Raw genomic sequence first — 22,890 nt, forward strand, 5'->3', positions numbered from 1 at the left:
GACGGTGCGTAGAGTGGGTTAGCCGTAGGCGCAACCCACCATGTCACCGCGAGTGTGGAACCGTTGATGGAGATGAGGTGGATTACGCTTCGCTAATCCACCCTACGAAGCGCGCGCCTTGCGCGCCAACTGCACCATCTCCATCAGCATCGCTTCCCCCGCATCCACCAGCTCCTCGAGCGTGATGCGGGCTGCGCCCTTGCGGCGCACGCCGCCGCTGCGCGCGAGCAGGGGAATGTGGATGAACGCCGCAAGCCTGGGTCCGCCCGCCTTCACGCGCTCGATCGCGCGCCAGCTTAAGTAGTTGCAGAGATAGGCGCCGGCGTCGCGCGAGGGGCGGGCGTCGATGCCGGTGAGGCGCGCGGCGCGCAGCAGCCTTGCGGTGTGCGGGCCGAACATCATCGCGTCGGCATGACCGGCGATACCGCGCTTGGTCGAGTGGGTGTTGGCGGCGTCGGGCCAGAGCATGGTGACGGCGTTGCGCGCCCGCGTCTCGATGCGCAGGTAAGGCGTGCGGGCGGCGAGGCCGAACATCAGCAGCGCGTCGGGCTTTTGCGCAGCGAGCACGTCGGGCAATTGCCGGTCGACCGCGGCATAGGTGACCGGGAAGATGTGGCTCGAGAGCACGACATCGTCGAGCGCGGGCCGGCGCAACTGCGCCAGCCGCGCCACCAGCGGCTGGGTCGGATTATGGGGCGCGCCGGGAAACGGACCGAAGCCGGTGAGGAGAATGCGGAGCTTGTCGCTCATTGCAGCAACTCCAGCATCTGCTCGGCGGCGAGCGCCGGCGTGAGATGGCCATCGGCGACCTCGGCCTCGATCTTTCGAACCTTGCTCCGCACCGAGGCCTCGCTGCGCAGCCGCGCCAGCATGCGCTGCTCCAGCATCGACCACATCCACTTCACCTGCTGCTCGCGCCGCCGCGCGGCGAAATCGCCGGAGGCGTTCATCGCCTTACGGTGATCCAGGATCTTTTGCCAGATCTTTGCGATGCCATCGCCGGTCAGCGCCGAATAGGTCTCGACCGGCGGATGCCAATGCTCGGACCGCGGCGCCAGAATATGCAGCGCGCCGCGATAATCGGCCGCGGTGATCTTGGCGCGCTTCAAATTGTCGCCGTCGGCCTTGTTGATCGCGATCATGTCGGCGAGCTCGACCAAGCCCTTTTTGATGCCCTGCAGCTCGTCGCCGCCGCCCGGCAGCATCAGGGCGAGGAAGAAGTCGGTCATGTCGCACACGGCGGTCTCGGACTGGCCGATGCCGACGGTTTCCACCAGCACGACGTCGAAGCCCGCGGCCTCGCACAACAGCATCGCCTCGCGCGTCTTCGCCGCGACACCGCCAAGCGTGCCCGAGGACGGCGAGGGTCGGATGAAGGCGTCGTTCGAGGCTGACAGCCGCGCCATCCGCGTTTTGTCACCGAGAATCGAGCCGCCGCTGCGCGCCGAGGACGGATCGACCGCGAGCACCGCGACCTTGTGGCCCTGCTCGATGAGATACGTACCCAACGCATCGATCGTGGTGGATTTGCCGACGCCGGGCGAGCCGGTGATGCCGACGCGATATGCCTTGCCGGTGTCCGGCAGCAGCATCTGCACCAGCTCCCGGGCCAGCGCCTGATGGTCGCCGCGCCGGCTCTCCACCAGCGTGATGGCCCGCGCCAGCGCCGCGCGGCTGCCGGAGCGAAGGTCACGGGCGAGGGATCTGATGTCGGTGGATTTGGGAACAGTCATCATTGCTTATGGGCGCGCGAGTCCACGTCAACTCGACGGTCGCACGCGCCCTTCGACGAAAGATTTCAATGGAGAGAGATGATCTTGAACGGTCGCCCATACAATCCCAACATCCGTTGCATGATAGGCGTGACGCAAACGATTGCCGAAATTCACCATTGCTTGCCAATCTATGCTCGACGCATCTTTCTTCATCTCGTCGGGCAACCGCCGTGCGGCCTCGCAAATGACTTCCAAATAGCGTTCAGTGGCCATACGGCTGGTCTTGTCGGCGGTGAATCGCGCGAAGTCATAGCCCGCAAGCAACGCCTCGATCTCGACAATGACCTCGAGAATGTCTCGCAACCGGTCCTCGACGGTGGGCGGCATTCAGAACACCTCGACCAAATCGTCGGCGATGCGTTCTGCCATGCGGGGCTTCAGTAAGTTTCGCATCGATATTTGAGTTTCGAGGCCGATGTGATCCTCGATCAGTTTTACAGCCTTGAAGTAATCGAAACGTGGCTCTTGCCCATGCGGGGTCGTCTCGACCAGAACATCGAGGTCGCTGTCGGGGCGCGCGTCGCCGCGCGCTCGGGACCCAAACAGGAACAGGCGATTGATGCCCGCAGCCCTCAAGGCGGGAGCAAGCTCTCGGAGCTTTCCGACAATCGTCTGGAGTGGAATGTCTGCGACCTCGGTCATGGCCGGACATTAGCACAGGGCGAGGGCCCGGCCCAGCGATAGCGGGCCTGCTCGGCCTGCCCCGGCGGGTCAGGCGAGGGCCGCCCGCCCGATATCACCGGGTCGTTGCCGCGGCGGTCTGCGGCTGTTTCACCTTGCGCCATATCCACACCATGACCGGCCAGAGCAGCGCGCCGATCGCCATCGCGGCGAGGATGGCCGCGACCGGACGCTCGAAGAACGGCAAGATGCTGCCGTCCGACTTGATCAGCGAGGTGACGAAGGCCTGCTCCACCATGGTGCCCATGACGATGCCGAGCACCATGGCGGCGACGGGATAGCCGTTCGTCTCCATGACATAGCCGATCACGCCGAAGGCGGCGACGGTGACGACGCCGAACATGTTGTTGCCGATCGCGAACGAGCCAACCGCGCAGCACAGCATGATGATCGGCATGATCGCCGAGCGCGGTGCCAGCAGGATGTAGGTGGCGACGCGGATCATCGCGATGCCGAGCGGGATCATGAGGATATTCGCGATGATGAACATCAGGTAGATCGCGTACATGCTCGACGCCTTCTCGGTGAACAGCGTCGGGCCGGGATTGAGGCCCTTCATGTAGAGCACGCCGATCGCGATCGCGGCGATGGTGTCGCCGGGGATGCCGAACAGCAGCGAAGGCACCCAGCCGGAGGCGATGCTGGCATTGTTGCTGGCGCCGGCCTCGACCAGGCCCTCGACATGGCCGGTGCCGAACTTTTCCGGCTCCTTGGAGAAACGCTTCGACATCGCATAGGAGACCCAGGCGGCCATGTCGGCGCCGGCGCCGGGCAGCACGCCGATGATGATGCCGACGATGTTCCCGCGCGTCATCTGCCAGCGATAGAGCTTGGTCAGCTTCCATTGGCCGGCCATGATGCTTCCGAATTTGCGCCGCGGCAGCGGCGGCGGCTCGGGCGTCAGCATCGCGCGCATCACCTGCGCCACCGCGAACACGCCGACGAGGGCCGGGATCGGCTCGATGCCGCCGAACAGGTCCGTAAGCCCAAAGGTGAAGCGCGGGATGCCGCCGGGATTCTCGATGCCGATGCAGGCGACGAGCAGGCCGATGAACATGCCGGCGATCGCCTTCACCGGGGAGGAACGCGCCACCAAGGTGGCGCACATCAGGCCGAGCAGCGCCAACCAGAAATATTCGAAGGTCGAGAACGACAGCGCGATCTCGGCCAGCGGCGGCGCCAGGATCATCAGCGACAGCACGCCGGCGATGCCGCCGACCGCGGAGAACCAGACGCCGGCCCCTAGCGCGAGCTCGGCCTGGCCCTTGCGCGTCATGGCGTAGGCTTCATCCGCGTAAGCCGCGGATGCGGGCGTGCCCGGGATACGCAGCAGCGCGCCGGGAATGTCGCCGGAGAAGATCGCCATCGAGGACGCCGCCACGATGGTCGCGATCGCCGCGATCGGTGACAGATAGAAGGTGACGGGGACGAGCAGGGCTGTCGCCATCGTCGCCGACAGGCCCGGCAGCGAGCCGATCACCAGCCCGTACACGGAGGCTGCGAACATGGAGATGATGACCTCCCAGGTGGAGATCAGCGCGAACGCATCAATCAGGGTCTTCAACATCGATCACCAGGGCGTCGGCAGCAGGCCAACCGGCAGCGGCACGCGGAGCAGCTTGCCGAAGATGAGATGAATGGCGAACGGCGAGAGCATCGCGAGCGGCAGCGCCAGCTTCCACTTCGCCCCGAGCGCGGTCGAGGTCACGTAGACCATGATTGCCGCGGTGATGATGAATCCGAGCCGGTCGGCGGCAACAACGTAGAACAGCAGCAGCGCCGGCGGCAGCAGCGCGCGCAGGCCGTAGAGCTTGCCCTGCGGTGGCGGGGCAGCCGCCTGGCCGTCCTCGAACGGGACCAGCTCTTCCTCCTCCTCGAAGGAACGGCCGATGCCGAACACGATCGCGAGCCCGCACAGTGCAAGGCCGCAGCCAATCACCAGCGGAAATACATTGGGGCCGACCGGCTGCCCCGGCACCGGCGGCAGAATGTAGCCGCCATAGGCGGCAGCCGCGCCGAGCGCGACGAGAAACGATCCCGTGACGGAGTCGGGAAGACGCATAGGGGGAGTCCTACAGGGGGTGCGCTCCCTCTCCCCGCTTGCGGGGAGAGGGTTGGGGTGAGGCGGAGTCTCCGCGGAGGAGGTGAGAGATGGACTTGCGGAGAGTTCCTCGCACCCCGATCAAGGCGTCGCAGGTGCGGATCACGCCTTGCTCAGGCCCGCGGCCTTCATCGCCTCGCCCATCTGGGCGTCGCCCTTGTCCATGAAGCCCGCGAAATGGGCCGCATCGCCCCACACGGTGCCGAAGCCGCGATTGCTCATGAAGTCCTTGAACTCGGCGGAGTCGTAGACCTTCTTCAGTGCCGCAGTGAGCTTGGTTGCGATCTCCGGCGGCAGATTTTTCGGCCCCGCAATGCCGCGCCAGGCGCCGGTTGCGTAGTCGATGCCCATGGCCTCCTTCAGCGTCGGCACGTCCTTGAACACCGGATTGCGCGCGGGCGCCATGATGGCAAGGCTCCTGGCCTTGCCGGCCTCGATGATGGCGCGCGCTTCCGGCACCGAGCAGGTGGTGAGGTCGACACCGCCGGCCGCGAGATCCTGCATTGCGGGTGCCGCGCCGTTCGACGGCACCCAGGCGACCTGGTTGGCGGGCAGGCCCATGGCCTGCATCCAGCCGACCAGCGCCAGATGCCAGATGCCGCCCTGGCCGGTGCCGGAAGCCTTGAACTTCCCCGGAGGCGCCGCCTTGATCGCGTCGGCGAGCTCCTTGACCGTCTTGTAGGGCGAGGAGGAGGAGACCTGGATGCCGGGCGGATCCTCGTTCATCAGCGCCAGCGGCGTGTAGCTCTTCGGCGTCAGGTCGGTGAGGCCCTGCCAGTGCATCATTGAGATTTCGACGGTCAGCATGCCGATGGTGTAGCCGTCGGGCTGCGCGGTCGCGATCGCGCTATGGCCGACCACGCCGGAGCCGCCGGTGCGGTTGACCACGTTGAAGGGCTGGCCGAGGTCCTTCTCCAGCAGCGCTGCGACGATGCGCGCAGTGGCATCGGTGCCGCCGCCGGCGCCCCAGGGCACGATCACGGTGACGGGCCGCGCCGGATAGGCTTGTGCGAGCGCGGGCTTGAAGCCGAAAGCGGCGGAGGCCGCGATAGCGGCGGTGGAAGCCGCAAAGCTGCGGCGCGAAATCTTGGACATTTAATGCCTCCCAGCGGCGCCCGTGATGTCGGGCGCTCTTGTCAACTCCGGCATTCTAGTCGGCTTTACGTCGCCGCCGCAAGGTAGCGCTACCAACTGGAATCGCCATGTTGTGTGAAAGCAGACGGCCCGTCGAATGGGCGGTCGGAAATCGGGTGGGTTTTGTCCGCGCGCCTAGCCAACCTCTGCGCGCAACGAAAACAAAGGCAAGCCACCGATGACCCAAGCCTATTACAGCGCCGTGCTGGACCACCCGCTCGACGACGTCTGGTCCCTGATCCGCGATTTCAACAACTACCCCGCCTATATCGACGGCGTGAGCGAGAGCGAGATCGAAGACAACAGGCGCGGCGATGAAGTCGGCGCCGTCAGGCGCTTCTGCTATCTCGGAAACTGGATCCGCCAGCGCCTGGTCGATCACTCGGACCTGCAGCACAGCCTGACCTATGCCGGTCTCGAAGCGATACCCTATCCGCAAGACGACGGTAGCCCGAGTCCGGCGCCGACGCGATACCAAGGCACCATGCATCTGCGGCCGATCATCGAAGGCGACCGCACCTTCATCGAATGGTCGGTTGCGCTCGAAACTGAACCTGCGGACGCCGAGCGCTGGAAAGCGCTGTTTGCCTCCTGGATTCCCGATTGGACGGATTCCCTCGCGCGGACATTGGCCCGGACCCGTTTGCGATCCCGTTAGCCTCAGCTCACGGCTCGTCCGCGTCGCCCTTGGGCCGTGCGCCGCCGAAGATGCGGGCGCCCTCCGATGTGAGGTAAGGCTTCAGCGTCTCCCACGGCACGAAGGCGACATACTCGCCCTCAGCGTAGGGGCCGACGGCATAGGGCGGATAGTGGAAGTTGAGGCCGGAACTCCTGCCGGCCTCGGTGGAGGGCGCGAGCGTCACCGCGCCGATCTTGAGGAGGCGCGGCTCCACGGACTTGAACCACTCGTCGGTCGCGGTCTCTCCGGCGCCGCGCTTCTTCTTCTCGTCCGTCAGCGAAGCGATGATGGCCTTCACCATCGCCTTCATGGTGGGGCCGCCATCGGCGGTCTCGGTGAAGAATGGACGGATCGAGATGCGCTTGTTGGCGGCCTTGTCCCACAGGATCGTGTTCACGTCCGAATTAGGATGGGCGCCGCGTGTGTTCATGTAGTCGTTGCGCAGGACGCTGACATAGCGGTCGGCAACCACGGAGCGGATTTCATATTTGCGCTCGAACTCCCAGCCGCCCTCCTTGAAGAACTGCGGGTCCGCTTTGCGCGCGGCAGCGGCTTCCGCGGCATTCTTGTCGAGCCACTTCTTGCCCTCCGCGAGGCAGTCCGCCGCCAGCGCCGCATCCGCCTTGATCCTGTCGCCGAGGAAGACGCGCGCTTCGATGCTCTTGGTCTTGACGATCGCATCGGGTTTGGGATCGGCGGCGTGGGCGGAAAACGCACATGTTGCGCTCAGCGCCAGGGCGACGCTCAAACCGGCGATGAACTTCAAGGTTAGTGCTCCTGCGTGAGCGTCAGAATATTTCGACAATATCGTCTGCGATCCGCTCCGCAAAGCGGGGAGAGATGGAGCGGCGAACAGTTGCCTGTGCTTGCAAGCCAGTCGCATCCTCGATGATGTGCTCGACATCGATCAAGTTGAGCAGGGAAAACGAGGTGTCCGGCTCGATCTCGACGAGCACGTCGATATCGCTATCAGGCCGATAATCGTTGCCGGCTCGCGAGCCGAAGATGGCAAGCTTTGCTACGCCCTTGCCTCTGATGGCATCCGCGTTCTTGCGTATCGCAGCGACGATTTCGTCACGCGTCATGGACACACCTGGCCGTCACACGGCCAGTCTATCATCTACTCCGCCGCCTCGCTATGCCCCAGCCGGGCGTTCAGCTTGCGGATCAGCTCCTCGGCGGCGTCCGCGATCACCGTGCCGGGCGGGAAGATCGCCTCGGCACCGGCGGCATAGAGCGCATCGTAATCCTGCGGCGGCACCACGCCGCCGACGATGATCATGATGTCGTCGCGGCCCTGCTTCTTCAGCGCGGCCTTCAGTTCAGGCACCGCGGTGAGGTGGGCGGCCGCCAGCGAGGAGACGCCGAGGATGTGCACGTCGTTCTCGACCGCCTGCCGCGCGGCTTCGTCGGCGGTGGCAAACAGCGGCCCGATGTCGACGTCGAAGCCGATATCGGCGAACGCCGACGCGATCACCTTCTGGCCGCGGTCGTGGCCGTCCTGGCCGATCTTGGCGACCAGGATGCGCGGGCGGCGGCCCTCGGCCTCCTCGAAGGCGTCGATCAGCGCCTGAACCTTCTCGACCTGGGTGCCCATGCTGGACGCCTCCCGCTTGTACACGCCGGTGATGGATTTGATCTCTGCGCGGTGTCGGCCGAACACCTTCTCCATCGCGTCCGAGATCTCGCCGACAGTCGCCTTGGCGCGTGCGGCGTCGATCGCGAGCGCGAGCAGATTGCCGTTGCCTTCGCCGGCCGAGCGCGTCAGCGCGGCGAGGGCGGCATCGACCTCCTGCTGGTTTCGCTCGGCCTTCAGCCGCTTGAGCTTGTCGATCTGAAGTCGCCGCACATTGGTGTTGTCGACCTTCAGGATCTCGATTTTGTCCTCGTCGGTCGGCTTGTACTTGTTGACGCCGATCACCGCCTGCTTGCCGGCATCGATGCGCGCTTGCGTCTTGGCCGAGGCCTCCTCGATGCGCAGCTTTGGCACGCCGGCCTCGATCGCCTTCGCCATGCCGCCGAGCTCCTCGACTTCCTGGATGTGGCCCCAGGCCTTGGCGGCGAGGTCGCGCGTGAGCCGCTCGACATAGTACGAGCCGCCCCAGGGATCGATGATGCGGGTGGTGCCGCTCTCCTGCTGCAGGAACAGCTGGGTGTTGCGGGCGATGCGCGCCGAGAAATCGGTCGGCAGCGCCAGCGCTTCGTCGAGCGCATTGGTGTGCAGCGATTGGGTGTGGCCTTGCGTGGCCGCCATCGCTTCCACCGTAGTACGCATCACGTTGTTGAAGACGTCCTGCGCAGTCAGCGACCATCCCGAGGTCTGGCTGTGCGTGCGCAGCGACAGCGAGCGCGGGTCCCTGGGGTTGAAGGGCTTGAGCAGCTTGGCCCAGAGCAGGCGCGCGGCGCGCAGCTTGGCGACCTCCATGAAGAAGTTCATGCCGATCGCCCAGAAGAACGACAGGCGCGGCGCGAAGCGGTCGACGTCGAGTCCTGCGGCAAGGCCGGCGCGTAAGTATTCGACGCCGTCGGCCAGCGTATAGGCGAGCTCGAGATCCTGCGTCGCGCCGGCCTCCTGCATGTGATAGCCGGAGATCGAGATGGAATTGTACTTCGGCATCTTTTGCGAGGTGTAGGCGAAGATGTCCGAGATGATCCGCATCGAGGGCGCCGGCGGATAGATGTAGGTGTTGCGCACCATGAACTCTTTTAAGATGTCGTTCTGAATGGTGCCCGACAGCTTCTCCGGCGGCACGCCCTGTTCCTCGGCGGCGGCGACATAGAGCGCGAGGATCGGCAGCACCGCGCCGTTCATGGTCATGGACACGCTCATCTGGTCGAGCGGGATCCCGGCAAACAGCGTGCGCATGTCGTAGATGGAATCGATCGCAACACCGGCCATGCCGACGTCGCCGCCGACGCGCGGATGATCGGAGTCGTAGCCGCGGTGGGTGGCAAGATCGAACGCGACCGAGAGGCCCTTCTGTCCGGCCGCGAGGTTGCGGCGATAGAACGCGTTGGAATCCTCGGCCGTGGAAAAGCCGGCATATTGCCGGACCGTCCAGGGCTGGTTGACATACATGGTCGGGTAGGGACCGCGCAGGTACGGCGCGATGCCCGGATAGGTCTCGAGGAAATCGAGCCCGGCCAGATCAGCCTCGCCGTAAGCGGGCTTCACCAGAATGCCCTCCGGCGTCAGCCACGGCTCGGCGCCGCCGGCAGGAGTGGCGGTGGCGGCTCGCTCGAAAGTGACGTCGGCAAAATTGGGAATGCGGGTCATTCCTTGGAATCCTCAAACCTGCGATTGCGCTCGATCAGCTTTTGCACATTCTTCTTGTAAACGGGATCGTCCAGGCGGCTCTGAGTCACTCGGCCGGTCCCGGCCCAGAGCAGCCATGCGAGCAGCTTTTCAGTCTTCCATTCTGCCAGACCGAGCAACGTTTGTCCGAGCAGCTGAAACATGGACTGCCTCAATCATGATCCGGATGCTGATGGCTGACGATGGTCGCCATCTTCTCCGGTCCGTAATTCTGCTGCGTCGTCTGACTCGGCAGATTGGCGATGCCAACGACCCAGCCGAGGCGGGATTCGATGCCGAACTGCCGCGTCGGCACCACCCGGTCGGGGCGATCGAAGGTGCCGGTCATGATCTCGATCCGGTCGCCGTCGATGCGGCCGAAGCTCAGCGGCGTGCCGCAGGCGGCGCAATAGCCGCGATCGGCGATCGAGGAGGAGCGGAAGAACGACGGCTTGCCCTTGGTCCAGGCGAAATCAGTTTTGTTGATGTCGGCCAAAGAGGCGAACGGCGCGCCGCTCGCCTTCTGGCACATCCGGCAGTGGCAGATCGAAATCCTGGTCGGCGCCGTCATGACCGCAAAGCGCACGGCGCCGCATTGGCAGCCGCCGGTGAGAACGGGTTTGGTGGTTTCGGTCATCGCTGCTCCATCCGTCGGTAGGCGTCCTGCAGTGTGGCAAGCGCATCGCCTCCGGCGAAGACAAAGCCCGTGACGCCGGCGACCCGTAGCGCCGCCTCGGCCTCAGCCGGGCGGCCCGCCAGGTAGATATGTCGCCCGCCGGCCGATTGGAGGGCCTTTGCCGCGGCTTCGGCGTGTTCCGCATAGACCTTGTCGCTGGAACACAGGCAGGCCAGCTCGGCGCCGGAGGCCTTGAAGGCCGCGGCCAGCTTGGCCGGATCGGCAAAGCCTTCGCTGCCGGTGGCCTCAATGCCGCCGGCCTCGAAAAAGCTCTTCGCGAAGGTCGCGCGCGCGGTGAAATCGGCGGGCGTGCCGAGATTGGCCAGGAACAGCTTTGGCCGTGCGCCCCGCGCCTTCAACATCGTGTCGGATTTATCGCGCAGCGCCTCGAACGGTTCCGCAAGACGGATCGGCGGCAGCGCCGCGAACTTATATGTCTGCTCGCCGTAGGGCGGAAGCGCGATCGGCGTTGCCTTCAGGACAGCGGCTTCGCTCTCATGCAGGTTCGGAAACTCGCTGGCGCCGGTCAGCACGTCGCGGCGCTTTGCGATATTGGCCTCGCGCGCCTTGCGCGTGGCCGCGACCTTGCTCTGGAACACACCCTGCTGAAGCGCGGCGAACGCGCCGCCGGCTTTCTCGCTCTCCTGGAACAGCGCCCAGGCGGCATCGCACAGCTGCGCCGTCAGCGTTTCGATGCCGCCGGCGCCGGCCGCGGGATCGCTGACCTTGGCGAGGTTGCTCTCCTCCAGCAGCAGAAGCTGCGTGTTGCGCGCCACGCGCCGCGCGAACGGATCAGGCAGGCCGAGCGCCAGCGTATGCGGCAGCACGGTGATGGCGTTGGCACCCGCCAGTCCCGCGGCGAACGCCGCCATGGTCGCGCGCAGCATGTTCACGTAGGGATCGCGCTGCGTCAGCATGCGCCAGGCGGTATCGGCGGCGATGAACAGCGGTTTCGGCGTCAGGCCGCAAGCGCTCTCGATGCGCGCCCATAACAGCCGCAGCGCGCGGAACTTGGCCATGGTCAGGAATTGGTCGGCATCAGCGGCGAGCCGCGCATAGACCATGCCCTGCGCGGTCTCCAGCGGAATGCCCGCACCTTCGATCGCGCGCAGGTAAGCGACGCCGCAGGCCAGCACGAAAGCGAGCTCCTGCACCTCCGAGCCGCCGGCATCATGGATCACCCGGCCGTCGGCGGAGGCGAACGGCCCCTTGAAGCCGAGCCCGGCGAGGCCTTTGATGGCGCCCGTGATCGCGGGGGCGATTTCGTCCCAGGTATAGGGGCTGTGGCCCCACACCGCGCCCGCCGCGAGCGGATCGAGCCCGAAGCGGATGTTGCAGGCGGCGGGATCGAGGCCGTTGCTCTTCACATATTCCGCGACATGGATCGCGGCCATCCGCGATTGCGGTCCGATCTCGAGCTCGATGCCGATGCCGGCGTCGAGATGAATGTCTTTCAGGATCTTTGCCACCGCCTCGGCCGAAGGTTCCAGGCCGAAACCGCGCGCGCCATTGGCGCCGGCGAACACCAGCGCAAGCCCGGTTGCACCGTTCTCCAGATCCTGCAGCGCCTGCGCATTCGCGAGCGCCGCATCGGGATGGTCGATCCGCTGCACGACCTGCCATGGCGCAGCCGGCGGCCGGCCCATCACCGGCGCAACGCCTGTCGCGCGCGGATAGAGCGGTTCGATCTTGATGCCGTCATAGGTCTTGCCGACCAGCTTCTCGAACGGCGCGCCCTTCAGCACGCCGTCGACCAGCTTGCGCCAGTCCTCGAGGCTGGCCTTGGGAAAATCCGCCGCCAGCGGCAGGTCGTCAGTCACGGAGGTCATGCGGCGCGGGGCTCCCGAACGTCTTGTTATTCGCAGGCGAAATTGCCATGGCGGACCGTTCCTGCAAACGGTTGTTTTTGGTTAACCGGTATCCGGAAGCCGCTCAATGCCTTGCGTCGAGACGCCGGCGAGCCCGTCGCGCACACGAACGCCCGAGATCACGCGATCCGGTGCGATTTCGGCCAGCGGCACCAGCACGAACGCGCGCTCGAACAGGCGCGGATGCGGTAGCGTCAAATCGGGCTTCTGCAAGGAAACATCGTCGTAGGCGATCATGTCGAGATCGAGCGTGCGCGGGCCCCAGCGCCGCTCCTTGGTTCGTGCGCGGCCGAACTTCTGCTCGACTTTCTGCAGCACGAACAATAGCGCATGCGGATCGAGGCTGGTCTCGATCTCGATACAGGCGTTGATGAAGGGATCCTGGTCCTCGTCGCCCCACGGGGGGGTCGCATAGTCCGAGGAGCGCGCGATCAGCGCCGCCTGTGCCATGCCGCAGATATGCGCGATCGCCCTTTTGAACGTCGCACGGACGTCGCCGACATTGCCGCCGAGTGCGATCAGCACGCTCGCCATATTAGGGATGCCGCGAGCGCGTCAGCACGATGCCGACATCGTCGAAGATCGCGGCGATCGGCGCGTGCGGCTTGTGCACCGTGACCTTTACGGCGCGGATGCGCGGGAAGTGCGACAGGATGGCGTCCGCCACCGCGCCGGCCGCGCGCTCCAGAAGCTTGTAATTGGTGTTCTTGAACGCCGCCGTCGTCGTCGCCACGACATCGGCGTAGGACACCGTGTCCGCGAGCCGGTCGCTGCGCGCAGGCTCCGACAGGTCGGTATAGAGCTCGAGATCGATGACGAAACGCTGGCCGACCTCGGTTTCGTGATCCATCACGCCGTGGCGGGCATGGATCGACAGGCCGGTGACGAAGATCGTATCGGTCATTGCTTGCTCTCGATGGCTTGCGCCACCCGCAGGGCCTGCAGGGTTTCGGCGACGTCGTGGGTCCGGATGATCTTGGCGCCGCGCTGCGCGGCGATCAGATGCGCCGCGATCGAGCCGGCGAGCCGCTCCGATGGCTCCGACGGCGACACCGAGGCGATGAAGCGTTTGCGCGAGGCACCGACCAGGATCGGCAGGCCGAACATGTCGAGCTCGCGCAAGCGCGCAAGCGCAGACATGCTCTGCTCGGCGGTCTTGCCGAAGCCGATCCCGGGATCGAGCACGATCTTGTCGCGCGCGATGCCGGCTTTTGCGGCAAGATCCAGCGAGCGCAGGAAGAATGTCTTGATGTCCGCGACGATGTCGATGGCGGGATCGACGCTGTCGCGGTTGTGCATGACGATGACGGGCACGCCCCTGGCGGCGATCAGCGGCGCCATGCCGGCGTCCCGTTGCAGGCCCCAGACGTCGTTGGCGATCACCGCGCCCTGGTCGAGCGCGAAGGCCACCACCTCCGCCTTCATGCTGTCGATCGAGACGGGCACACCGAGCGCCACGACGTCCGATAGCACCGGCTTCAGCCGAGCGAGCTCTTCCGCCGCCGTGACCGGCCGGGCGCCCTTGTAGGGCCGGGTGGATTCGGCGCCGATATCGATGATGTCGACGCCGGCGGCGATCATCGCCCGCGCCCGCTCCAGCGCCCGCGCCGGCGCGATGAACTCGCCGCCGTCGGAGAAGGAATCCGGGGTGATGTTGAGCACGCCCATCACCGCAGGAAGCCGCCGGCCCACGAGCGTCCGCAGCGCGTCAATCCCGGCCGAGCCGGCCGGCGGGACGGAAGGGGAGGGCGAGGCGTTCATGCGCGTGGCATTGCGCTGTCGGGCAGGGGGAGTCAAGACGGGATTGGGGCCATTCGCGGCCATTCCGATGCGTGCAGACGGCCGAGAGGATGCGATGTTCTTGCTCACCCTCCGTCATTGCGAGCGCAGCGAAGCAATCCAGACTGTCACCGCGGCAAGATTCTGGATTGCTTCGCTGCGCTCGCAATGACGATCTGGGAGCAGTGGTACCCCAACCTCTCCAGCTTGGTCCGCAGCGCTAATACGTAATCTTCGGCGGCAGCTTCTTGGCCTTGGCGATGATGTCGCCGACCGACTTCTCGGAAGGCAGGACGCGGACCAGCTTCTTCTTCTCGTTGGCCTCGCGCATGCTCTGCGCCAACCTTGCCGGATTTCGATAGGCGAGCTCCCGCACCGTCGTGACGCCGGCGGCGCGGACGAGCCCGACCTTGGCCCTGCCCATGCCGGGGATGCGCATGTAGTCGGAGACGTTGGCCCATTCCAGCAATTGCTGCTCGCTGATGCCGGTCTTGGCCGAAAGCGCCTTGCGGCCCTTCACGGTGGACGCCGCCTCGAGCAGCGCGTCGGTGGTGCGGATTCCTTGCGCCTTCAACTTGTTGGCGGCAAAGGCCGGCAGGCCCTCAATCTCGGAAATCGGATATGTCATGATGCTCGATATGAAAAGCGTCGCTCAGGCGAACTGGCTGAGGCCCGGCGTCCCCGCGATGATCTTGCCCATCTGATCCGCTCCGATTTTGTCTCGCCCGTAGCGGAAAAGTTCACGGGCGACGTTTTGAATCTCGGACATGCCGAGCCCCAGGCTCATCAGGCGGGTGCCGACGGCCATCAAGCCGCCGCCCATCAGCCGCGACAGACCGCCACCGCTCTTGGAGGCTTCGATCGCAGCTTCCGCTCCGGGGATCTGGTCGATCAGGGCCTGCACACTGTCGGAAGGGCCCTCGTTGCGAAGGAAGGCCAGGATAATGCCGACGGTCTTTTCAGCGACAGCACCATCTATGCTGGCGTTTGTCGCCAGCCGTCCGATCAGCTCGTCCATAAGACCCCGCCCCTCAGCCGGTTTGCATGCCGGAATATTGCTTTCGAAAATGATCTTGAGCCGGTGTGACGTGAAATACAAGCGATGAACGCAGGCGCCGTCGCGAACGCGCGAAAAGTGTTGCCGCCGTGCAAGAGCCTAGAACGAATCGGCAAAAAATTGCCGCTATGCGAACGCCCCATTCCGACTTTCGGCCGATGTTGTCCGTCTGTTTCCGACAATGTCGCATGCGCAGGAGCCGCTGAACCGATTTAATCGGCGCACGAGATGCGTTAAACTACGGAATTGGTGCATTCGGGTTTCGCGACGCGAAACTCGGCAGAAAGATCAGAGAGAATAATGACCGCACAGGACAGCAAGCTCGGCGATACCGACGACAAGATCTTCGTCGGCAAGGGAGACGAGCAGGCTTGGCTGACGCTTGCGCTGGCCAATCGCCACGGCCTTGTCACGGGTGCAACCGGAACCGGCAAGACCGTGTCGCTGCAAGTGATGGCGGAAGGATTTGCGCGCGCCGGTGTTCCGGTCTTCGCGGCCGACATCAAGGGCGACCTCTCCGGCATCTCGGAAGTCGGCGAGGCCAAAGACTTCATCCTCAAGCGCGCCGGCGAAATGGGTCTCAAGTTTCAGCCGGACCAGTTCTCGACCGTGTTCTGGGACGTGTTCGGCGAGCAGGGCCACCCGGTGCGCGCGACCGTCACCGAAATGGGGCCGCTATTGCTGGCGCGGATGCTCGACCTGAACGAGGTGCAGGAAGGGGTTCTCAACGTCGCATTCCGCGTCGCGGACGAGAACGGCCTGCCATTGTTGGACATGAATGATCTGCGATCGCTGCTGGATGCGATCGTGCCCGCCAGCGGCAAGAAGGGACCGGATGCTGAGGAAGATCCTTTAGCCGAGATCCGGAAGGCCGCGCAGAGCTTCGGCAATGTGAGCAAGGCGACGGTTGGAACCATTCAACGCCAGCTGCTGGTGCTGGAAAACCAGGGCGGAACGAAATTCTTCGGTGAGCCTGCACTGGAGCTGAAGGATTTCATGAAGACCGATAGCGACGGTCGCGGCATCGTCAACATCCTGGTTGCCGACAAGCTGATGGAGAGCCCCAGGCTCTACGCTACCTTTCTGTTGTGGTTGCTTTCGGAGTTGTTTGAGGAATTGCCGGAAGCCGGCGACCTGCCGAAGCCAAAACTGGTGTTCTTTTTCGACGAGGCGCATCTGCTGTTTAACGATGCGCCGAAGGCGTTGATGGACAAGATCGAGCAGGTGGTTCGTCTGATCCGTTCCAAGGGCGTCGGCGTCTATTTCGTCACCCAGAATCCGATCGACGTGCCGGACAAGGTGTTGGCCCAATTGGGCGGTCGCGTGCAGCATGCGCTGCGCGCCTTCACGCCGCGCGACCAGAAGGCGGTCGCCGCTGCGGCGCAGACCTTCCGGCCCAACCCGAAGCTCGACACCGCCAAGGTGATCACGGAGCTCGGCAAGGGCGAGGCGCTGGTGTCCTTCCTCGAGGGCAACGGCACGCCTTCGATGGTGGAGCGGGTGATGATCCGGCCGCCGACGGCGCGGATCGGGCCGATCACGCCCGAGGAGCGCAAGGCGATCATGAGCAGGAGCCCGGTGAAGGGCAAATACGATACCGCGGTGGATCGTGAGTCCGCCAATGAGATGCTGCAGAAGCGCGTAGCCGGGACGGCTGCGCCTGCCGACGCACAAAATGGTGGAGCCGGCGCAGGCGGCGGAATCCTTGGCCAGATCGGCTCGATCGTGGGCACCATCTTCGGCACCAACGTCAAGCGAGGTCGTCTGTCGACCGGCCAGGTCATTGCCCGCGACGTGACGCGATCGGTCACCAACCAGGTGATCGGCGGGATGGCCGCCAATATCGGCAAGTCGCTCGGCGGCCAACTCGGCGGCTCGATCGGCCGTACGCTGGTCCGCGGCGCGCTCGGCGGATTGCTACGGCGTTAGGCAGAGCGCCCGGTTTGAGGCAGTCGTCGTATCCGGTGAAGCTCTAGAACGTTGACCGTCGCCTGATATCTGCTCGTCCGAGCTACCACGGCGCACAAATTCAGGTGAAGGGCTCTGCAAGCCTTCGCCGGTCTGCTAGGTCCTGTGTCGTCGCCGCTCAGGACTACATCGTGACCCCGCCCGCCCCGTTGGCCAAGCCTGACGCACCCAGACGCCCGTCGCTGGGTGCGCCGCTGGATCTGCTTTTTCTGCTCTGCTGCGTCCTCCTGATCGCCGACGTGCTCGTCCCCGAGATTTTCGGCCGCGGCAAGACCAAGGACTACTCGCTCTGGTACTGGGCCGGACAGCAGGTCCTGGAGGGTGGGCCGCTGTATCCTGCCACGGCCGTCGAGCATTTCGATTTCATCTATCCACCGCTGCCGGCAATCCTGCTGGCGATCCCGAGCTGGTTCGGCAAGATCCCGCTCTATGTCGTCCTGTCGATCTTGAACGCCGTGGCGTGGTGGTACACCGCGGCGTTCTCCCAAGTCATGACCGGCTCGGACCGCGCGCCGGGTCGTTGGCTCGAGGCGCTGCCGGTCGTCGCCACCGTGACCTTCGTGTTCGACATGTTCGACCTCGGCCAGCCGAACCTCCTCCTTCTGGCGATGATGCTCTACGGCTTCTGGAGCTTGCGGCATCAGCGATCGTGGCTGGCCGGCTTCATGTTCGCGCTCGCCGCCGCCATCAAGGTGTTCCCGATCGCCGTGCTGCCCTATCTGGCCTGGCGGCGCAAATGGGCGGCCCTGGTCAGCGCGATCGTCTTCACCGGCATTCTTCTCTATGTCGTGCCGGCACCGATCCGCGGCTTCGAGCGCAACGCGGCCGAGCTGGCGACCTGGTACCAGGGCATGGTCGGGACCAGCTCGGAAAAGGGCTTTGGCCAGCGTGACGAGCAGAACTGGTCGTGGGTCAACCAGTCCCTCATTGCCGTCACGCATCGGCTGGTCCGGCCGATCAACTACAATCAGGACGATCCCAGCAAGCCGCCGCGCACCATGAATCTGATCGAGGTCGACTACAGGACGGCGAACTGGATCGTGCTCGCGCTGTCGGCGCTGCTCGGGCTCGGCTTTGTTGCGGTCATGCCGCGGCAAGCGCGGCGGACGGCGCGCTCGGATGCCGAAGAGCTCGGCATCTTGTTCTGTCTCATGACGGTCGCCTCGCCTCTGGCCCGGCAATACTATTTCATGTGGCTGTACTTCCCGGTGACGGTGTTGATGCATCGGGCCGCCTTCGACGAGCGAGCGCATGTGCGCCTGGGAACCTGGCTTGCCCTCAGTGCGGCCGGCATCCTCATGCTGTTGTCGCTGCCGTGGTTTCCGCTCGCCTTCCAAGCTTGGGGCAACAACCTCGCTGCGACCGCCGTCCTCGCAGGGTGTCTCGCCTGGCACATCCGGCATCCGCCGCTTGCGGCTAGCCCTAAGGCCGCACCGGCGCTAAAACCCGGACCTCTCGAGACTCAACAATCAGGATAGCAATCATGGCCAACGCGCAGCTCCAATCCGTGCTCGACCACATCGACAAGGATTTCGATAACAGCCTGCAGCGCCTGTTCTCGTTGTTGCGGATCAAGTCGATCTCGGCCGATCCCGCCTTCGCCGATGATTGCAAGGCTGCCGCCGAGCATCTCGCCAGGGACATCGCCAGCCTCGGTGTTGCCACCGAGGTGAGGCCGACCGCGGGTCATCCCGCCGTCGTCGGCAAGACCGGCGCGGGCGGCCGGCCGCACGTGCTGTTCTACGGCCATTACGATGTGCAGCCGGTCGACCCGCTTGATCTCTGGCACCGTCCGCCGTTCGAGCCCGTCGTCACCGATCATGCCGACGGCCGCAAGATCATCGTCGCGCGCGGCGCCGAGGACGACAAAGGGCAGGTGATGACGTTCGTCGAGGCCTGCCGCGCCTGGAAGAAGGTGACGGGCTCGCTGCCGGTCGACGTCACCTTCCTGATCGAAGGCGAGGAGGAGGTCGGCTCGAAGAACTTCGTGCCCTTCATCGAGGCCAACAAGGACGAGTTCAAGGCCGATTACGTGCTGGTGTGCGACACCAGCATGTGGGACCGCAACACGCCGGCGATCACGACCTCGCTGCGCGGCCTGCTCTATGAAGAGCTCAAGATCACCGCCGCCAATCGCGATCTGCATTCCGGCGTGTTCGGCGGCACCGCGATGAACCCGATCCGCCTGCTCACGAAGATCCTGGGTGGCCTGTTCGACGACGACAACCGCATCACCATCCCCGGCTTCTATGACGGCGTGAAGGACACGCCGCCCGATATCCTGGAGCAGTGGAAGAAGCTCGATTTCACGCCCGAGACCTTTCTCAAGCCGGTCGGGCTGTCGCTCCCGGCTGGCGAGAAGGGCAGGCTGCTGGTCGAGCAGGCCTCGACGCGCCCGACCTGCGACGTCAACGGCATCTGGGGCGGCTATATCGGCGAGGGCTCAAAGACCGTGATCCCCTCGCATGCCTCGGCCAAGGTCTCGTTCCGCCTGGTTCAGGGCCAGGACCCGCAAAAGATCCGCAAGGCCTTCCGTGATTACGTGACGGCGCGCATTCCCGGCGACTGCAAGGTCGAGTTCGGCGACCATTCCGCCGCGCCCGCAGTCGCGCTCGACTGGACCATGAAGCCGCTCGCCGCCGCCAGCAAGGCGCTCGCGGAGGAATGGGGCAAGGAGACCGTGCTGATGGGCTCGGGCGCCTCGATCCCGATCGTCGCCGACTTCAAGCGCACGCTCGGCCTCGACTCGCTGCTGGTGGGGTTTGGCCTCGACGACGACAACATCCACTCGCCGAACGAGAAATACGACCTGCAGAGCTTCCAGAAGGGCATCCGCTCCTGGGCAAGGATCCTCGCCGCGCTGGCGGAGGTGAAATAGGCGCGGTGCGGTAGGGTGGATTAGCCGAAGGCGTAATCCACCAACTCTTGCGGGCTGCACCAAGAGAAGAGGTGGATTACGCTTCGCTAATCCACCCTACGAAGTTCACGAAACAAAAACGCCGCCCGGAATTGGGCGGCGTTTCATTCCAATACGTGCAGAGGTAGTTCGACGGAAACACTACCTCAATTTCGTGAATATCTCAAGACCGGTAGCCGGGATTGACGCGGTCGAGCTTGCGCAGCAAGGGCGGCCACACGAGGTTGTTTGCGCGCAGCTCGGCGCGGTCGCGGTTGGCGAGCAGCTCGGTGTTCTTCTCGATCGCGATCTCCTCGACCGGATAGACCGGCGTGCCGAGCGCGCGCGTGCGCACCTGCATCGAGCAGGCGCGCTCGAGATGGTACATGCGCTCGAACGCGGAGGCGATCGAGCGGCCGACCGTCAGCGTGCCGTGATTGCGCAGGAGCATGTGGTTGTGGTCGCCGAGATCCTTCTGCAGCCGTGGCCGCTCCTCGTGGTCGAGCGCGATGCCTTCATAGTCGTGATAGGCGAGGTCGTGGGTGACGAGCTGGGCGGTCTGGTTCAGGGGCAAGAGCCCTTCCGCGCTGCTCGACACCGCGGTTCCGTCGAGGGTGTGGAGATGCAGCACGCAGATCGCGTCCTCGCGCACCTCGTGGATCGCCGAATGGATGGTGAAGCCGGCAGGATTGATGCTGTACTCGCTCTCGGAGAGCTGATTGCCGTGCAGGTCGACCTTGACGAGGCTGGAGGCCGTGATTTCCTCGAACATCAGCCCGTAGGGATTGATCAGGAAGTGATGGTCGGGACCGGGCACGCGCGCGGAGATGTGGGTGTCGACCAGATCGTCCCAGCCGTACAGCGCGACCAGGCGATAGCATGCGGCGAGATTGACCCGTTGCTGCCACTCCGCCTCCGTCATGTTGGAGGGGACTTCCCTCAGGCGGGCTTCTGCTGGCGACATGGCTGATCTCTCCGAACCTCGTTGTTGCGGAGGAGGAGCGTAGTCGCGGGAGAGGCTTGCGGCAAGGCGCGAGGAGCGTGGCTGTCAAGCGTGGCCCGCATGGAGCACGTAGCCCGCATGGAGCGAAGCGGAATGCGGGGCAGCTCGCACGATACCACAGGTCCCGGATTACGCTTCGCTCCATCCGGGCTACGGATACGGAGAAATCCTACGGCGCCGGGATCGACAGCAGGCTGGAAATGCCGCGCCCCCGGATGTCGTAGACGCGGGCGAACACCACGTCGTCGCGCTTGATCTCGACCATGACCGGGGCGGTGAGGCCCTTGCAGTAGAACTCGCCGAGCGTCATGGCGAAATCGGCCGCGTTGGAATCCCAGCCGATGGTGAAGTCGGGCCCGAGCGCCACCTGGGCCGGGCGCTGCGGACCGCACACCGCCACCTTCCATTTGCGGTTGCCGGGCGGCACTTCCTGGCGCTCGACGAGCTGCTCGCGCAATCCGTCGGAGGCCTGCTTCAAGGCGAGGCCCCAATAGTCCAGCATGAAGCGGTCGTCGGCGCCGCGCACGGTGCCGGCAATGTGGTTGAAGTGCGTGTATTGATAGGGGTGCAGCCGGATCATCTCGGCGAGCGACAGCGCAAGGCCGAAGCAGAAGGTGGCGAGCACGACCGGCTGCCAGGTGCGGTGATTGGCCCGCAGGCGCTCCATGGTCCAGGCGAAGGCGACGCCGCCGAGCACCGCCATCGGCGGGATCACGAAGACGAAATGGCGGATGCCGTTGTAGAGCGCCGGGCGCTTCACCATCGCGATCGCGAGCGGCAGGGTAGCAGCCAGCGTCAGCATCAGGAGGATGGTCTTGCGGCGTGCCGGAACCTCGCGCCGCGGCAGCATGGCGAAAGTGCTGACGATCGCACCGCCCATCAGAACCAGCATCACCTCGGGCAGCTGCAGGGCGAACAGCGTCGGCAGATACGACCAGGGCATGTCGGGCACCGACACGATCGCACCGTCGAACATCTCCTTCCATGGCTTCTCGAAGAAATGCGAGAAGTAGGTCAGCGCCGCCAAGGGATTGCCGGGCTCCATGATCGACCACGGCCAGATCAGGCCCATCACGAGGTAGCCGAGCACGAGGCCTGGCAGCAACACATAGACGACATGGGCGAAGCGGCGAACGGATTCGCGCGGACCTTCGGTGCGCAATTCCTCCAGGAACAGCGGCACGAAGCCGACCACGGCGTAGACCAGCGCGAGTCCGCCGAGAACACGGCAGCCGAGCGAAAGGCCGGCCCCCAAGCCGACGATCAGGATCGTGCGCGGCGATGGCTGCGGATATTCCTCGGCGAGCCGGACGAGGCCGAGCATCAGGACGACCATGGCGACCGCGAAGGGTGCATCCTTCGGGTTCATGAACATGTGGCCGTAAAAGGTCGGGCAGAGCGCAAGCAGGAGGAGGGAAGCCAGACCGGCAAGCGGTCCGCCGATGCGGCGGCCGAGCCGCCATGTCACGGCAAGTCCGATTACGCCGACGATGGCGCCGACCAGACGGCGGGTCTCGAACAGCTCGAGCGGAATGACCTTGTGCAGCAGGGCCGCGACCATGTCGAAGCCGCCGCCATACATGTAGAGATTGGCGAAGGAGAGCGCCGCGGTGTCCTTGAAGCCGGAACCGAACATGCGCAGCAGCAGGTCGGCATATTCGGCGTGGGTGTAGTCGTCCCAGCCGAGCCCGTAGTCGCGGAAGGTCAAGCCTGCAATGACGGCGACCGCGGCCAGCACCAGCATGGCGAGATCGTCGCAAGTCCGTTCGATCGAGCGCCGCTGAGGCGTGTCGATCGCCGAAGTCGTGATGGATGTCATGGCTATCGGTGCCCCGGAATCCCCTTTTGGCCCTGCTGGCGCGCGCGGGCCTCAACCCCGGACTCCCTATAGCGCAGTTCCATTACCAAGTAATTGGGCATTATGGCTAAATTCCTGATGCGACGCAGCAATTCCGGTTGGCACCCATTCAGCTGACTT

General features: G+C 65.0%; 24 protein-coding genes. 4 read left to right on the forward strand and 20 right to left on the reverse strand.

The annotated features are described in order from the left end of the window. Nucleotides 1–102: 102 nt before the first annotated feature. The 7 genes from N2605_RS10855 to N2605_RS10885 form a co-directional block, all read right to left on the reverse strand. Entirely contained in the window at nt 103–750 is a 648-nt protein-coding gene (locus N2605_RS10855) for a pyroglutamyl-peptidase I (protein ID WP_225149880.1), read from the reverse strand. Beyond that, nucleotides 747–1,733, reverse strand: a complete 987-nt coding sequence (gene meaB / locus N2605_RS10860) for a methylmalonyl Co-A mutase-associated GTPase MeaB (RefSeq protein WP_260346546.1) — start codon at nt 1,731–1,733, stop codon at nt 747–749. The genes N2605_RS10855 and meaB overlap by 4 nt, the downstream gene beginning before the upstream one ends. A gap of 27 nt (nt 1,734–1,760) precedes the next feature. After that, nucleotides 1,761–2,102: a HepT-like ribonuclease domain-containing protein gene (locus tag N2605_RS10865; protein WP_260346547.1), complete on the reverse strand. Its 342-nt coding sequence runs from the start codon at nt 2,100–2,102 to the stop codon at nt 1,761–1,763. Continuing rightward, a complete protein-coding gene (locus N2605_RS10870; RefSeq protein ID WP_036006010.1) occupies nt 2,103–2,417 on the reverse strand; it encodes a nucleotidyltransferase family protein in 315 nt (104 codons plus the stop codon). Between the two features lie 94 nt (nt 2,418–2,511). Next, complete coding sequence (locus N2605_RS10875; RefSeq protein ID WP_036023147.1) at nt 2,512–4,023, reverse strand: tripartite tricarboxylate transporter permease; 1,512 nt, start codon at nt 4,021–4,023, stop codon at nt 2,512–2,514. Between the two features lie 3 nt (nt 4,024–4,026). Next, a complete protein-coding gene (locus N2605_RS10880) occupies nt 4,027–4,518 on the reverse strand; it encodes a tripartite tricarboxylate transporter TctB family protein (RefSeq protein WP_109144402.1) in 492 nt (163 codons plus the stop codon). Nucleotides 4,519–4,659: 141 nt separating this feature from the next. Further along, entirely contained in the window at nt 4,660–5,652 is a 993-nt protein-coding gene (locus N2605_RS10885) for a tripartite tricarboxylate transporter substrate binding protein (protein WP_225132140.1), read from the reverse strand. A gap of 217 nt (nt 5,653–5,869) precedes the next feature. On the opposite strand from N2605_RS10885, the gene N2605_RS10890 reads away from it, so the two are divergent. Next, a complete protein-coding gene (locus tag N2605_RS10890; protein WP_225155577.1) occupies nt 5,870–6,349 on the forward strand; it encodes an SRPBCC family protein in 480 nt (159 codons plus the stop codon). 7 nt (nt 6,350–6,356) lie between these two features. On the opposite strand, the gene N2605_RS10895 is transcribed toward N2605_RS10890, so the two are convergent. The 11 genes from N2605_RS10895 to N2605_RS10945 form a co-directional block, all read right to left on the reverse strand. Then, nucleotides 6,357–7,127 (reverse strand): RsiV family protein, encoded by a 771-nt coding sequence (locus tag N2605_RS10895; protein WP_370103193.1) that lies wholly within the window; start codon nt 7,125–7,127, stop codon nt 6,357–6,359. Between the two features lie 31 nt (nt 7,128–7,158). Then, on the reverse strand, nt 7,159–7,455 hold the full coding sequence (locus N2605_RS10900) for a nucleotidyltransferase family protein (RefSeq protein WP_109144401.1): 297 nt from the start codon (nt 7,453–7,455) through the stop codon (nt 7,159–7,161). A 35-nt stretch (nt 7,456–7,490) separates the two neighbouring features. Continuing rightward, the gene (gene scpA, locus N2605_RS10905) at nt 7,491–9,647 is read right to left on the reverse strand and encodes a methylmalonyl-CoA mutase (protein ID WP_260346548.1); all 2,157 of its coding nucleotides are present in this window, start codon (nt 9,645–9,647) and stop codon (nt 7,491–7,493) included. Further along, nucleotides 9,644–9,829 carry a hypothetical protein gene (locus N2605_RS10910; protein WP_260346549.1) on the reverse strand — a complete coding sequence of 62 codons (186 nt, stop codon included), beginning with the start codon at nt 9,827–9,829 and terminating at the stop codon, nt 9,644–9,646. Before N2605_RS10910 ends, scpA begins: the two co-directional genes overlap by 4 nt. 8 nt (nt 9,830–9,837) lie before the next feature. Beyond that, nucleotides 9,838–10,302 carry a GFA family protein gene (locus tag N2605_RS10915; protein ID WP_260346550.1) on the reverse strand — a complete coding sequence of 155 codons (465 nt, stop codon included), beginning with the start codon at nt 10,300–10,302 and terminating at the stop codon, nt 9,838–9,840. Next, nucleotides 10,299–12,170: a methylmalonyl-CoA mutase family protein gene (locus N2605_RS10920; RefSeq protein ID WP_260346551.1), complete on the reverse strand. Its 1,872-nt coding sequence runs from the start codon at nt 12,168–12,170 to the stop codon at nt 10,299–10,301. Before N2605_RS10920 ends, N2605_RS10915 begins: the two co-directional genes overlap by 4 nt. Before the next feature lie 81 nt (nt 12,171–12,251). After that, nucleotides 12,252–12,743, reverse strand: a complete 492-nt coding sequence (gene folK / locus N2605_RS10925) for a 2-amino-4-hydroxy-6-hydroxymethyldihydropteridine diphosphokinase (protein WP_260346552.1) — start codon at nt 12,741–12,743, stop codon at nt 12,252–12,254. A 1-nt stretch (nt 12,744) separates the two neighbouring features. Next, nucleotides 12,745–13,113 carry a dihydroneopterin aldolase gene (folB, locus tag N2605_RS10930; RefSeq protein WP_036005989.1) on the reverse strand — a complete coding sequence of 123 codons (369 nt, stop codon included), beginning with the start codon at nt 13,111–13,113 and terminating at the stop codon, nt 12,745–12,747. After that, nucleotides 13,110–13,970 (reverse strand): dihydropteroate synthase, encoded by an 861-nt coding sequence (folP, locus tag N2605_RS10935; RefSeq protein WP_260346553.1) that lies wholly within the window; start codon nt 13,968–13,970, stop codon nt 13,110–13,112. Before folP ends, folB begins: the two co-directional genes overlap by 4 nt. A 238-nt stretch (nt 13,971–14,208) precedes the next feature. Continuing rightward, complete coding sequence (locus tag N2605_RS10940) at nt 14,209–14,616, reverse strand: DUF4332 domain-containing protein (RefSeq protein WP_036005985.1); 408 nt, start codon at nt 14,614–14,616, stop codon at nt 14,209–14,211. A gap of 24 nt (nt 14,617–14,640) precedes the next feature. After that, nucleotides 14,641–15,006, reverse strand: coding sequence for a hypothetical protein (locus N2605_RS10945; protein ID WP_036042934.1), 366 nt, complete (start codon nt 15,004–15,006; stop codon nt 14,641–14,643). A 339-nt stretch (nt 15,007–15,345) separates the two neighbouring features. Between N2605_RS10945 and N2605_RS10950 the strand changes: the two genes are divergently transcribed. The 3 genes from N2605_RS10950 to N2605_RS10960 all read left to right on the forward strand — a co-directional run bounded on the left by N2605_RS10950 (nt 15,346) and on the right by N2605_RS10960 (nt 19,891). Continuing rightward, nucleotides 15,346–16,974, forward strand: a complete 1,629-nt coding sequence (locus N2605_RS10950; RefSeq protein WP_260346554.1) for a helicase HerA-like domain-containing protein — start codon at nt 15,346–15,348, stop codon at nt 16,972–16,974. A gap of 170 nt (nt 16,975–17,144) precedes the next feature. Continuing rightward, nucleotides 17,145–18,491 (forward strand): glycosyltransferase family 87 protein, encoded by a 1,347-nt coding sequence (locus N2605_RS10955; RefSeq protein WP_260346555.1) that lies wholly within the window; start codon nt 17,145–17,147, stop codon nt 18,489–18,491. A 5-nt stretch (nt 18,492–18,496) separates the two neighbouring features. Beyond that, on the forward strand, nt 18,497–19,891 hold the full coding sequence (locus N2605_RS10960; protein ID WP_157281489.1) for a M20/M25/M40 family metallo-hydrolase: 1,395 nt from the start codon (nt 18,497–18,499) through the stop codon (nt 19,889–19,891). A gap of 202 nt (nt 19,892–20,093) precedes the next feature. Here the strand turns inward: N2605_RS10960 and N2605_RS10965 are convergent, their stop codons facing one another. Then, nucleotides 20,094–20,873: a class II aldolase/adducin family protein gene (locus tag N2605_RS10965; RefSeq protein WP_225146020.1), complete on the reverse strand. Its 780-nt coding sequence runs from the start codon at nt 20,871–20,873 to the stop codon at nt 20,094–20,096. A 208-nt stretch (nt 20,874–21,081) separates the two neighbouring features. Continuing rightward, nucleotides 21,082–22,731: a glycosyltransferase family 39 protein gene (locus N2605_RS10970; RefSeq protein ID WP_074447486.1), complete on the reverse strand. Its 1,650-nt coding sequence runs from the start codon at nt 22,729–22,731 to the stop codon at nt 21,082–21,084. Between the last annotated feature and the right edge of the window lie 159 nt (nt 22,732–22,890).

Source organism: Bradyrhizobium yuanmingense, assembly GCF_025200905.1.
GTDB classification, from domain to species: Bacteria; Pseudomonadota; Alphaproteobacteria; order Rhizobiales; family Xanthobacteraceae; genus Bradyrhizobium; species Bradyrhizobium yuanmingense.